Raw genomic sequence first — 12,796 nt, 5'->3', positions numbered from 1 at the left:
AGAAGATTTATGCTTGTGGCTAAACTAATGCTTCTAAGTTAATACATTGAGTACATTGAGTGCTGTGACTGCTCTAGATAAATTGTGAATTTTTTCTTGGTCGATTATTATAGATCGCTACGCCAACAAAAGCCTGAATTATTGTAGTTTATAAGTCATGTTACTGAGTGGAGCGGTTAAGATAACGCGATCGCCAATCTAGTTCAAGCGGGCAGGAAGTAGAGGTAGAAGGAAAAAATACTTACGTTAACTGTAGATTTACTTCGATCGCGCAGCACTAATCTTTCTACCCAGAGAAAACCTCGAACTTTTAGCTCTCTGGAATATTGACAATTTGAGGCTGAAATTAAGAAAAATGTAGCATTACAGCGATCGCTCTCCTTAAATCCTCTTTTATGCTTAAACTAACTACATATTAGCGAGAATAACACTACAAATTAGTATTTATTTTTGTGTAAATATTCTGAGAAAGTTATCGCTTTAAAAGCAATTTTGTCAAAAGTTAAATGATTGATAAGTAGAGTAAACTTTGCCCAATTGTTGCATAGCATATAAGAATCAGTAAAGGCAGGCATAGAGGGTATTCAATGGAACCACTTCAAAAACAAGTCCTGATCTTGAGTAATAAAGTCGATACCCTTTATCAGGTAGTCGATCGACTCAACAGTCAAGTCTCTTCCGCTCTCACAGAGTGTCGTTTAACTCCAGCATCAGCGCCAACAGATGTGATGGGAGAAGCTAATGGACGCTATGGAAATAATAGCTATAGCGCTTCCAAATCAGTGATGGAACACAAAGACGTGCTATTAGATAGCAACGAGTTAGATACCCATCTCCACAGTGGCGAAAAGGAGTTAGCGCCCGAAATTCAAATTCAGCGGCTCACAGCACAATTAACCGCAGCCTACAATCGGATAGCTGCCTTAGAAGAACAATTGCTAGCACGGAGAATTCACTAGTTAAGTGGTGCGTGGTGCGTGGTGCGTGATGCGTGGTGAAGAGTTTTTAGTTGTTAGTGACTTACGACTTACGACTTACGACTTAGTAATTCATTCTTGCCATCAATGCTTCGATCGCTTGTAGGAGTTGAGTCTGACTCCAGCCAGCCGTAAGAGAGGAGGCGATCGCGCAACCACCTGCGCCCATACCTTCTTTTACGTAACCTTGCTCGTAAGCGCGAAGTTGAGTATATCTGGAAGTTACAAAACTCAGTTCAGTTGACAAAAGCGTTACAGTATCTATACTGGCAGCAAGTTCAACTGTTTTCCCTGTCGGATCTTCCGCTACCCAGCGAGTAGTTCCTACAACAACAGCTTCAGAATGCCACTTGAGATGGTATGCCTTGACTACAGATTGCATTAAGGCATAAACAGCTAGCATTTGCGTACCACCAGCTAAGATAACTCCTTTTGTGCGACTAGCAGCGATCGCCATTCCAGCGACAACAATTTGCATCGGGTCTCCCACCGCTGCTATGAGTACGCCAGGATCGGCTACAGGTATCCGTTCCCACAGTCCAGCACGCTGTAACCCTGCTTGGACTAACTCCCATTTTTGGGTATGGTTGCAAATCGGATGACTGCTGTTTACCTTACCAGCAGCATCAACACCCAAACCAGTTAAAATAGCGAGTGCCGTTGTGGTTCCACCCACGACACACTCGCCAATAATTAGGTAGTCATGGGAACTTCTACCAAGACGTTCTCCCCAAACTAAACCTTGTTCCAGTAAATGTTTTACCGTTGCTAGTGGCAATGCGTTCCCTTGACTCAAACACTTGGCAGGAGTCCCGCCCAAATCGATTGTCGGTACGGTTGGCGGTTTGGGTAGCCCAGCATTAAATAAATAGAGAGGAATATTCAATTTCTCCACAACAGCACGAGAGATCGCCACAGGAGAAGCCCCCGCAGGCAAGGGAGGTAAGGCATTCTGCGGCTGAAGCTGGGGACCGCGTGCTAAAAATTCAGCATCCGCGATCGCCGTATATTGTCGATCTTCAGGAGTCAGACCAGCTGCCGAGATCCCGGGAATTAAGCCTGTTGCCGTAAACCCCAAAACACAAGCAAACGCGGGAGAACCACCCCGATATCGTTCTATCCACGCTTGTCCCTGTTTTAAGTGGGTGTAAATTCGGATCATTTAACTCCTTACTCATAGTCCATTAAAACCTGTACCCAACGGGGCGGACGGGGAATTGGATTGCCAAGGCGATCGAGGAGTAACCAAGCAACGAGGTGAACGACAAATAAATAAACTAAATTGCTGACTAAAACCAGTGCTAGCGCTAAGAATTGAATCACCAGCATACTCGGCTGTAGCAACAGTCCCAGCTTGTCAAAGATCCACTCCGCCAACTCCGTGACTTCTACAATTAGATAAACCCAGAGATCGCGACCAGACCAAATCGACATTAACCAAAAGCGAAAGAAGAAACCGATCGCGCCTAAAAGAGTTCCTAAAGCAACTGAGACGATCCAAGGCGCTCGCCGCCGCCAAGCAGCTCCTAGTAATACTCCCATCACCCCATAGGGCATAACATACAGCAAACTGGGAATTGGACCCATCAACACTGCTAACAGCAACCCAGAAACTCCAGCCGCCATCCATCCCGCCCGCGCACTCCATCGTAAATAGACGATCGCTACAGGGATCGCGAAGAAAATTCGTAGCAGGGGACCGAGGGGAAAATAAAAATTAATGAAATAGATCAAGCTGGCTGTACTCGCCAGAAAAGCTGTTTCCACCATTGCCAGTGGTGGGGCAGATTTCACGGGCGATCGCTCCGATTGCTGTGAAGTCGTAAGCTCGCTAGATGGGTTTTCCTGAAATGAATGGGGATCGCTCATGTACGTGTCTGAAACTTCTTCCAGTCTAGTCGGTCGAATGGTAATGGGTTCAGTCTTAAGTGGATAAAACTCTTAAAGCCTCAATAGGGTTACGGCGATTTTGCCGGAAAAACAAACATCGACATCTGTACCAGGAGCGCGATCGCGTTGGGCATATTCCCCTGCATAGTAAAAGCGATCTCCTTCAATCCGATAATTGACTGGTAGCGGTTGAGTTGAAGGTTCGCAAAACACCACTTCTGGCTCGGGATCTCCTGGTAGTAAGTGCGGCAAATTTACGTTCCAAAACGTGCCTGGTTCTGGCGGGCGATCGAGTAGATCGGCTAAGACTTTCGCCGTCCACCTTGCCGCAGTATCCCAATCTACATTGCGTTTGCCTTTGCGGTAGTGGGAAACTGCCACCCCAGGAATTCCTTGAAATGCTGCTTCTCTGACGGCTGCAACAGTTCCTGAAATGTAGACATCAGCCCCCATGTTACCTCCAGCATTGATACCGGAAAGCACGAATTTGACATCTTGACAAATATATGTTGTGGCTATGCGGGTACAATCGGCTGGAGTTCCGGCGATCGCATACTCGTTTTCGCTGCGACGATGAACGTGGATTGCTTGAGTTGTGGTGACTTGATGTCCGCAGCCAGATAAATGATCTCTGGGTGCAGCTACGATGACTTTGTAACCAGCCACGGCTTTTTGCAATGCCCGAATTCCTGGCGCGTCAATTCCATCGTCGTTAGTTAAAATTAAAGTCATAGCCTAAAGTTATAATTTATACTTATTTTTGCGGATAATAGCCAGCGATCGCCCAGCATAGCTGCATCATAGCTATGTTATATGAAAGCGATAGCCACGATTTTGAGCAGTCACTAAACTAATACGCTGGAATGAATGCGATCGCCTCTTGGAGTGCAAAGATTGAAGAAAGGAAAACTTCTGCCAGATGGCTATGCCAGAACAGTACGGATCGATCGCCCAATACTACCACGAACGCACGAAATACGACCCTGAGACGATTGCTGCTAAAGGTCAGGGGTTGGATTGGTCGAAGCAACCGTCGCCATTTAAAGAGTATAAGATCGGTACGGTTTTCGATCTCAAACCATACCTACAAGCAGATGCAGAGGCTTCAGCAGTCATTCCAGGAATTGCTTGGTGGCAGCAATTGTCTCATCTTTTACTATATAGCTACGGGATCACCGCCAAAGTTCCAACGATGATAGGGCAGCCGCTCTATCTCCGCTCTGCCCCTTCTGCTGGTGGGTTATATCCAGCCGAAGTTTATCTGATTTCTCGCGGTACGCCACTCATTCCAGCCGGACTTTACAGCTATAACCCGCTGACTCATTCTCTCACTCAGTTTTGGGAAAGTGACGTTTGGGGCGACCTGCAAGCAGCCTGTTTTCAACATCCAGCTCTAGAAAGTAGCGAAATTGCACTGATCGCCACAGCTATATTCTACCGCTCGGCTTGGCGCTACCAAGACCGCGCCTATCGTCGGATATTTTTGGATACAGGACACCTGCTAGGTAATATTGAACTGGCTGGTACTTTGACTAACTTCCGTCCCTACTTAGTTGGTGGATTTATCGATGCATCTGTCAACCAAATATTGTATCTCGACCCAGAACAAGAAGGAGCGATCGCGGTCGTTCCATTAATAGATTTGGCAGTACAACAATTACCTCTCAAATTACCTCTCAGTTGCACAGCCTTACCATCTGCTACCCAAGTTGAGTATCCCGAAATTCCCGACGGCGAATTACTGGCTTACTGCCATCGAGCAACGCAAATAGACGAAGCACCAGTAGTGAAAAGCCAGGAGCAACAGGAAGTCGCTAATTTAGAAGATAAATATAACTTTCCTTTTTGTTTGAAAGTTTCAACTAGAACTAACCCGATAGATTGGGGCATAAATTTAGTCGGGTTGGAGACGACAATACTCGAACGTCGCTCCACTCGTGCTTATACTGGCGCTGAACTCACAATAGATGAGTTAAGGGTCTTGTTAGATTTCACCTATCAACCTCAACATTACGTCAATCGAGGATTTGATGACGATCCAGACTATTTCGACTTAAGCTTAATTGAAACATTTATTGCCGTATCTGGAGTCACGGGCTTAGAAGAAGGTTGCTACTACTACGCGCCAAAAGCCCAAGAATTGCGGCAAATTCGATTTAAAAACTTTCGACGCGAATTGCACTTCCTCTGCTTAGGACAAGAACTCGGTCGGGATGCAGCCGCCGTCCTCTTTCACACCGCAGATCTGAAAAAAGCTGTAGCACGCTATGGCGATCGCGTTTATCGCTATCTACATATGGATGCAGGACATTTAGGACAAAAACTGAATTTAGCCGCTATTCGTCTCAACTTAGGTGTAAGCGGTATCGGTGGCTTTTTTGACGATCGCGTTAACGAAGTTCTTGGCATTCCGACTGACGAAGCCGTACTTTATATCACTACGTTGGGAAGACCGAGATAAAGTATAGCAGGGAGCAGGAAGCAGAGGAGAAAGACTTGGCTAATCTTGCTTGTAGACAGTTGAAATGTCCTAATCTATCCGCTCTCTGCTATAACTCAATTAGAGTCGTAAAATTTTCCGTGTTGACTGTCATTTGTCACTTGTCATCGGTCATTTGTGAGTTACCAATGACCAATGACCAATGACGAATGAAGCTCTACAATTCATTTCCCGATACAAAACTGGCTGAAAATTCGATCTAGTAATGACTCCGTGACTTCTTCGCCAGTAATTTCTCCTAGTGCTTGAATTGCGCCGCGTAAGTCAATCGTCCAAAAATCTAGAGGTAACTGCTGTTCGATCGCCTCTCGCACCTGTTCTAAGCAAGTTTGCGCTCTGATTAGCGCGGCGGCTTGGCGCTGGTTAATTGCTAAATCTAGATTGGCAGAATCTACCTTTCCCAATCGCACCTTTGTCAAAATTGCTTGCTCTAAAGCATCTATACCGCGATTGCAAGCAGCAGCCGTTGTCACTAACTGACTAATTTCGGCTGGATAATTCACTGTTTCAACCGCCGCAAGATCGATTTTGTTAATAACTAAAATTAACGGACGGTGTTTCACCTGAAGGTAAATTTCCTCCTCCGCCTGAGTCCATCCTGCCGCTGCATCAACTGTCAATAAAACTAAGTCGGCGGCTTGAGCGCTAGAAAGCGATCGCTCGACTCCCATTTTCTCGACTCGATCTTCCGTGGCGCGAATTCCTGCTGTATCTAATACCTGAATCGGAATTCCTCCAACGACGAGTTGAGACTCGACCACATCGCGAGTCGTACCAGGTAAATCAGTGACAATAGCGCGATCGCTACGACTCCAAGCATTCAACAAACTCGATTTTCCTACATTCGGACGACCGACAATCGCCACTTTTAATCCCGTGCGTAATAATTCGCCTTGATGGGCTGTAGCCAGAATTTTGCTGACTTCTACCCCAATTTGGGCTAGTTCTGCTCGAACTAGTGTTTCATCTAATGGTGGTAGATCCTCCTCAAAGTCAATTCTTGCCTCAATTTCTGCTAAGACATCCAAACATTTCGTTCGTAATTGACGAATTGGGTGAGCTAATTTTCCCTGTATACCTGCTAAAGCCGTCTGCGCTGCTTGCGGCGATCGCGCCCCGACCAAATCGGCTATACTTTCGGCTTGGGTTAAGTCTAAGCGTCCGTTTAAAAATGCTCTAAGTGTAAATTCTCCTGGCTGCGCTAGTTTGGCTCCTCCTTCCAAACACAACTGCAATACCTGCTGTACTGCCATAATTCCACCATGACAGTGAAACTCGACGACATCCTCTCGGGTATAGGAACGTGGAGCCTGCATGATTAGCAATAACGCCTCATCCACGAGTTGCTGTGTTTGGGGATGGCGAATGTAGCCATAGAGAATGCGGTGGCTTTCCCAGGCTTGTTTTCCAGGGGCGTAAAATAGATGATGAGCGATCGCGATCGCTTCATTTCCCGAGACCCTGACAATGCCTACACTACCTTGTTGCGGTACTACCGCAGTGGCAATGGCAGCAATAGTAGACGATGCGATCGAATAAGACATTTATCGCCGTAACACGCAACAGATAACATATATAAGGGCACGGCTGTGCGCCCCTACGAATGTATTGTAATCAAATCAGAACCACTACATTTTTTCTCAACAACCAGCTCGGTGCTATTGGCTGGCTTAACACCCTCCTGACTTCTGTACGGACGAGTTTAATTGCAAAATTATGTATTCTAGTACAGGCTATCGGTAACAAACCCGCCCCTACGACTGAACGGACGGGTTTAATTGCAAAATTATTTGCTCTATTACAGACATGGACAAAAAACCCGCCCCTACGACTTCTGCCTTCTTACACTAATAGTAGGCGCTCTTGTAGCCCGTCGTCACTCCGTTAGCAACTGCACCAATGACAGGACTACCGACAATTTTTAAGCTTTCTAATGCCTTTGCCAGCGCCGAACGATGAGCTTTGCCCATACCTACAACTAAAATACTCGCATCTATATGGGCAGAGAGAAGATTGCTATCTGCTAGTCCTAATAGTGGCGACGTATCGTATACGATCAGATCGAAAGCAGATTCAAATTGTTTTGCTAAGCTTTGCATCTTGTGAGATGAGAGCAAATGGGCAGGATTGGGTGGAATTTGTCCGGCTGTCAAAACATACAAACTCTCGACTTCTAACGATGTCTTGCTGACAGAAAGTTCGGCGCGATCGCTATTCTTGATTGCGACTGGTTCGCAATTGACTCGATGCAACACATCTTGAAAATTGATGTCATTCACAATGACATTACTTAAGCCAACGGTGTTACTTAAACCCAAACGTTTGTGAATGTTAGGATTTCGTAGATCTGCATCTACTAGTAGCACTCTCTGCCCCATCATGGCGGCTGTTTGAGCTAAATGGAGTGCCACGGTAGATTTTCCTTCTTCCGCAGCAGCAGAAATGACAGCCAAAGACCGGATCGGCTTATCAAAACCCAGAAAGCGGATATTCGTGTACAAAGAGCGCAAAGATTCCCAAAACTGAGCCATAGTTTGCTGTTGAGTTTGTGGCTTTTGTTGGCTCGATTTTGCGATCGGATTGATAGATTTTACGAGTTCGGTAACACCAGCCTTAACCGAACTAGCGTCTTTCTTCAGCGGAATTTCTCCTAGTAGTGGCAATCGGGTTAAATCTTTCACATCTTCAGGCGTATGAATCACATTGCTGAATTTTTCGATCAGCAATGCTACTGCAATACCTGTCAATAAACCCATGACTGCCCCCAACATTAAATTACGTTTCAGGCTCAACGAAGAAGTTGCAGGGTCAGTAGGAGGAGTGATCAGTTGCCAAGGCACTTGTTTCTGTGCCAAATCGATGCGTAATGCTTCGCGCTTAGTTAAAAACTGATTTAAGTTTTCGGAAGCAATTTTTAATTGCCCTACGAGATCGTCATTCTGGCGTGCCAGCGCGGGAAATTGCTTTACCTGCTGTCTTAATACAATATCGGCTTGAGTCAACGCTTTATTTTCCGCCGCTAAGGTTTGAATCTGGTTAGCCGCCTCTAATAGTTGCTGTGTCTGTTGCTGGCGAATAGTATTGGTAGAGGCAAAGGCTGGCAGCTGTCTTGATACTTGTATATTCTTGCCTAAGATGGCTCTTCTTTCCTGTTCTACTAAGGGGAGTAAATTTTGTTCCTGCGATCGCAGTGCCTGAACTGTAGGACTATCTTCCCGATATTGCGCTGCTGTAACGGCTATCTTGGTTTGGATCTGTTGCAGTTGATTTAACAATGCTTGATAGCGGGGTGCTTCACTCAAAGCCGTGACGACGGCTGCTTCTGGCGATCGCATTTGTAACTGCTGCTGTAATGCATTGTAGAGGGCGCGAGTTCTGGCTAATTGGGTCTGCGTTTCTCGCCGTTGTTGCGTAATTTGATTCAGTCGGTCGGCAAGTTGTTTGCCTTGCCCTTCCGTATCGATTAAGTCATATTTTTGTCGAAAATTTTGGAGTCTTTCTTGTAAAGATTCAACTTGCTGTCGTAACTTTGGTAACTGTTCCTCGATAAATTGAAGTCCCATTCGCACGTCAGACCGACGCTCTTCTAAGCTATAAACTAAATAAGCTTTAGAAAGAAGATCCATTACGTACTTAATTTTTTCTGGATTTGGATCTCGGTAAGTTACTGAAATAATATTAGTATTTGGCAGTCGTTCAAACTTGAGCTTGGTTAGATCGGTATTTGGATACTGCGTTAATACTTGCTTGGCAACAGGAGTCATGATTTTTGGACTCTGTAATACCTTAATTTCAGTTTCATTAATAGTTCTTTGTTCGGTTTTGATTTCGTTGAGAGGAGATATCGATAGCTTATTCTCAGCAGTTATAGGTTCGAGCAGTAAATCAAACTTGCCTTCATAGACTGGTTTACTTAGTAAACCATAAACTACTGCCGCGGCTGCAACTGTGGTTGCTACACTCGCAACTACAAGCATTCTTCTTTGAACTGCGGCAATTAGCTTTCCTATGTTTAAACCACCTTCATCACCTTCTTCTAGCTGTGCTTTAGATGCCAAAGGTAAAGCCTGACTTTGAGGACTATTGCTCTCAGTTAACAATTTCTGAAGATGGTGTTTAGTCTCCATTCTGGGTTTCCACTTATTGTTTACTCATAATGCACTCGTAGTTTTAAGTTTGAATGAACTTTATCCTATGAGAGCGTATAGTGATGTATATAGATATTTACTCTAGGGAAATCTAACTAATAGTTGATGGCTTAATTGTTTGAGTTACTTTGTGCTGTTAGCTTGGCTACAGTTCAGCTCTGTAAGTTAGAATTCAGTTTCTGGCTACCGAATACACGGCTATAAAAATATACTGCGCGATCGCAGTTGACTCTGACATTCGATCAAAACCATTGATTAGTATGACTATTTAGCTAACTAACCCATATTAGTTAGTCTTCTTTTATACTACACACTTATGAAGGATTTACGGAATTTTTATATTTTGTCCCATAATTATAAATATTAAGTAAAATTTCGAATAAGTCTCTTGAATTTCTTACTAGTTTCTTGCATTAGACAGGGTTTCATCTAGTAAGAAAGTAAATCGAGAATAATTACAAAAAATAATGAAACGAGTCGAACAGCTCGCAAATATAAGCTACAGGTACAAGATCTTAAAAAAGCATGATTGAAATTCGATCGAAAAAATTATAAAAGCGATCGATGTCATGCCAAATTTTTACGACTTTCATAGTTAAGAAATTATCTGCACGTACTTTCACCGATCGCAAAAATACAGAAGAGATCGCTGCTATATTATCGAGACAAGATTATCGAAACGAGTTATGGTTGCTGCACTGTGGAATGAGAATGCCACGATCTGTGAGTTGGTTCATGGTAGCTTGAACTTTAGCTATGGGTAACTCAAGCTTGTAAGCAACTAGGACCGCACTACAGAAAGGATGGCGTTGGAGTACGTTGAAGACGTTCTGCTCTAGGTCGCTCATGAATCTGTCCTCCAAGCTGTTCTTGTCTCAAAAATAGGACGAGAAAGTGAATAAGCTGTGAAGTCGGGAGATAATCAAAAAATTTTCCAGCGATTTGTTTATGACATACCGAATGCACGCTGAGAATACAAATTACAATTTTTCTAACGCTTGATTTACGCATCGCCACTCGCGGGTAGAGTGACAGTAAAAATCGTACCTTGTCCGAGAGTACTTTCGGCAGTAATTTGTCCTTGGTGGTTGGCAACAATCGCAGCCGCAATTGCTAAACCCAATCCCGAACCTGTTGATGCTTGTACTGCTTGTGATGCTGTCGCGTGAGTACGAGCAGGATCGACGCGATAAAAGCGATCGAATAAGTGAGGTAAAGCAGTTTCGGAAATACCAATACCCGTGTCTTTAACTTTGACTTGAAGGCGAGAAGAGAGGAGCGAGGAGCGAGGAGCGAGGGGCGAGGAAAAAAGCTCTTTGTTAGTCGTAATATGTTGTAGCTCTACCCAAATTTTGCCATTCTCTGGAGTGTAATGTACAGCATTACCAATCAAGTTTGTAAATAATCGTGCTAGTTGATTCCAGTCTCCCTGAAGGGTAAACCAATCGTCTTCGGTTTCTGTTTCTGTTGGTGCGGTTAAATCTAGGAAAATTTTGATCTTCTTTTCTGCTGCGGCGAATTGCTGTTCTTCTACTACTTCCATTAACAGTGCATCTAAAGGACAGGCAGAAAATTGTGGTTGAACGATCCCGCTATCTTGACGCGCTAGAAATAATAAGTCATCTACGAGACGACCGAGGCGTTTAGTTAATCGTTCTACTAATTTTAATTGTTGTCCGTATTTTAAAGAGCCTGCGCCTTGTCCTCCGGCTGAATCTAATTCTGCTAAAGCGACTTGGACGTTAGTTTGAATTAAAGCGATCGGGCTTCTCAATTCATGGGAAGCATCAGCAGTAAATTGTTTTAAGCGTTGGTAAGAATCTTTGACCGGTTCCATTGCTTTTCCCGAAAGAAACCAACCGCAAAGCGCTACGGAAACGAGCATCAATCCAATACCCAAACTCAGATCGAAAGCGAGTTGCTGACTTGGTTTAGTGACTTCAAACCAAGGATGACTGACGCGCAAATATCCTAAAACTTGTCTTCCAATTTGGATTCTTTCGGTAACTTGTCTAAGCAGGAGTGAGGAGTGAGGAGTGAGGAGTGAGGGGGTTTTTTCTATGTCTTGATGGTGGTTAATTTGAACGGTTTCACCCGTGCGGTTAGGATTTAGGGGAATATCTAAAGGTGCAGTAAAGGTTGACCAGAGTAGTTCTCCAGTAGGGCTAAACCATTCTAAATCGATGCGATCGTCATCGACTGTATCGGCATTATCTCGAAAAGAAGCTTCAATATTTAACCGTTGTCCGCTTTCTGGGGAAATTGGTTCGATGACCAGCGATCGCCCAACAACTTCTACGACATGATTTAAGGTATCGTCAATCCGTTCGATCAGGGTATTGCGGACGTACCAATACATCCCACTGGCAAATAGGAGCAGTAGGATAGCAGTAACGGCTGTATACCAAAGTGCTAATCGGCGACGAGTGGTTTGAAACATGAAACGGGGTGTGGGGTGTAGGGTGTAGGGACAAGGGGGAGAAGTTAAAATTCAAAATTCAAAATTTACCACGCACCACGCATTACTTATTACAAATGACAAATTATAAACTACGAGTTAGAAATAATGGACTGCGAAGTATGCCAGTAGTAGTATGGCGATTAGCTGGATAAGAGAGGTTGTTGTCACTGTTGAGGTAGTAAAGAGGGAACGCTAAAACAAATTACATCGGCGGATGTCGAGATTATGATTTTCAAGGAGTTAAAGCCCAGACGGGGTTGGATTATAGGTGTGACTGCGGGGGCGATCGCGATTGGTTTAATTGGTGTCGGAGTTACTCAGTTAAGAAATTCTGACCGAGCTAAACCAACAGCATCTCAGACTCCTGCACCTCTACCTCAAAAGGTAACAGTTGTTGCTCTCGGACGACTAGAACCGGAAGGGGAAGCAATTCGCGTCAGTGGTCCTAATGGCGAACGAATTGGCAAATTATTAGTCTCACGCGGCGACTTTGTTAAGGTAGGGGCGATTATTGCTTATTTAGAAAGTTACGATGAGCGGCTGGCGGAAAGAAATTATGCTGCTAGTCAATTAGCTGAAGCGCAGGAGAGGCTAAAAGCATCAACTGCATACGCTCAAGCCCAAATCCAAGAAGCTCAAACGCGAATTCAACAGGTCGATCGCCCCGGAACTTTTGAGGTAGAGGCGCAAAGAGCAACTGTTCGGCAGATAGAAGCAGAGCTAGCTTTAGCACAAACTGACTTGCAACGCAACCAAAACCTTTATCAAGAAGGAGCGATCGCCAAGCAAGAATTAGATCGGCAAGTCAGTCAGACACGCA

The 12,796-nt window shown here is 44.5% G+C and carries 9 protein-coding genes and 1 pseudogene; 3 read left to right on the top strand and 7 right to left on the bottom strand.

The genetic code is table 11. The features are described 5' to 3' along the window. Positions 1-587 precede the first annotated feature (587 nt). Complete coding sequence (locus tag ACRC32_RS00385) at positions 588-959, top strand: hypothetical protein (protein ID WP_438552124.1); 372 nt, start codon at positions 588-590, stop codon at positions 957-959. Positions 960-1,041: 82 nt separating this feature from the next. Here ACRC32_RS00385 and cobT read toward each other — a convergent pair whose 3' ends face one another. The 3 genes from cobT to surE all read right to left on the bottom strand — a co-directional run bounded on the left by cobT (position 1,042) and on the right by surE (position 3,599). Continuing rightward, positions 1,042-2,139: a nicotinate mononucleotide-dependent phosphoribosyltransferase CobT gene (gene cobT / locus ACRC32_RS00380; RefSeq protein WP_438552123.1), complete on the bottom strand. Its 1,098-nt coding sequence runs from the start codon at positions 2,137-2,139 to the stop codon at positions 1,042-1,044. A gap of 8 nt (positions 2,140-2,147) precedes the next feature. Beyond that, positions 2,148-2,846, bottom strand: coding sequence for a DUF2232 domain-containing protein (locus tag ACRC32_RS00375; protein ID WP_438552122.1), 699 nt, complete (start codon positions 2,844-2,846; stop codon positions 2,148-2,150). Positions 2,847-2,918: 72 nt separating this feature from the next. Then, positions 2,919-3,599 (bottom strand): 5'/3'-nucleotidase SurE, encoded by a 681-nt coding sequence (gene surE / locus ACRC32_RS00370; protein ID WP_438552121.1) that lies wholly within the window; start codon positions 3,597-3,599, stop codon positions 2,919-2,921. Positions 3,600-3,792: 193 nt separating this feature from the next. Here surE and ACRC32_RS00365 point away from each other — a divergent pair, with 193 nt between their 5' ends. Next, positions 3,793-5,328 (top strand): SagB/ThcOx family dehydrogenase, encoded by a 1,536-nt coding sequence (locus tag ACRC32_RS00365; RefSeq protein ID WP_438552145.1) that lies wholly within the window; start codon positions 3,793-3,795, stop codon positions 5,326-5,328. Positions 5,329-5,531: 203 nt separating this feature from the next. On the opposite strand, the gene mnmE is transcribed toward ACRC32_RS00365, so the two are convergent. The 4 genes from mnmE to ACRC32_RS00345 all read right to left on the bottom strand — a co-directional run bounded on the left by mnmE (position 5,532) and on the right by ACRC32_RS00345 (position 11,955). Next, on the bottom strand, positions 5,532-6,911 hold the full coding sequence (mnmE, locus tag ACRC32_RS00360) for a tRNA uridine-5-carboxymethylaminomethyl(34) synthesis GTPase MnmE (RefSeq protein WP_438552120.1): 1,380 nt from the start codon (positions 6,909-6,911) through the stop codon (positions 5,532-5,534). Between the two features lie 303 nt (positions 6,912-7,214). Continuing rightward, positions 7,215-9,494 carry a GumC family protein gene (locus ACRC32_RS00355; protein ID WP_438552119.1) on the bottom strand — a complete coding sequence of 760 codons (2,280 nt, stop codon included), beginning with the start codon at positions 9,492-9,494 and terminating at the stop codon, positions 7,215-7,217. Between the two features lie 692 nt (positions 9,495-10,186). Continuing rightward, a complete protein-coding gene (locus tag ACRC32_RS00350; RefSeq protein ID WP_165587757.1) occupies positions 10,187-10,363 on the bottom strand; it encodes a hypothetical protein in 177 nt (58 codons plus the stop codon). A 155-nt stretch (positions 10,364-10,518) separates the two neighbouring features. Beyond that, complete coding sequence (locus ACRC32_RS00345) at positions 10,519-11,955, bottom strand: sensor histidine kinase (RefSeq protein ID WP_438552118.1); 1,437 nt, start codon at positions 11,953-11,955, stop codon at positions 10,519-10,521. A gap of 246 nt (positions 11,956-12,201) precedes the next feature. Here ACRC32_RS00345 and ACRC32_RS00340 point away from each other — a divergent pair. Further along, positions 12,202-12,796, top strand: a pseudogene (locus ACRC32_RS00340) (HlyD family secretion protein); the annotation flags it as partial.

This window comes from Chroococcidiopsis sp., assembly GCF_051657925.1.
Classification (GTDB): domain Bacteria; phylum Cyanobacteriota; class Cyanobacteriia; order Cyanobacteriales; family Chroococcidiopsidaceae; genus Chroococcidiopsis.
The sequence above is the reverse complement of the archived record's forward strand: the minus strand, read 5'-3'. Positions and strand labels throughout refer to the sequence as shown.

Coding starts and splice junctions, on each gene's coding strand:
- ACRC32_RS00365 (WP_438552145.1), top strand. CDS start 3,793: ATGCCAGAACAGTACGGATCGATCGCCCAATACTACCACGAACGCACG.
- ACRC32_RS00345 (WP_438552118.1), bottom strand. CDS start 11,955: ATGTTTCAAACCACTCGTCGCCGATTAGCACTTTGGTATACAGCCGTT.
- ACRC32_RS00350 (WP_165587757.1), bottom strand. CDS start 10,363: ATGAGCGACCTAGAGCAGAACGTCTTCAACGTACTCCAACGCCATCCT.
- ACRC32_RS00355 (WP_438552119.1), bottom strand. CDS start 9,494: ATGGAGACTAAACACCATCTTCAGAAATTGTTAACTGAGAGCAATAGT.
- ACRC32_RS00385 (WP_438552124.1), top strand. CDS start 588: ATGGAACCACTTCAAAAACAAGTCCTGATCTTGAGTAATAAAGTCGAT.
- surE (WP_438552121.1), bottom strand. CDS start 3,599: ATGACTTTAATTTTAACTAACGACGATGGAATTGACGCGCCAGGAATT.
- mnmE (WP_438552120.1), bottom strand. CDS start 6,911: ATGTCTTATTCGATCGCATCGTCTACTATTGCTGCCATTGCCACTGCG.
- ACRC32_RS00375 (WP_438552122.1), bottom strand. CDS start 2,846: ATGAGCGATCCCCATTCATTTCAGGAAAACCCATCTAGCGAGCTTACG.
- cobT (WP_438552123.1), bottom strand. CDS start 2,139: ATGATCCGAATTTACACCCACTTAAAACAGGGACAAGCGTGGATAGAA.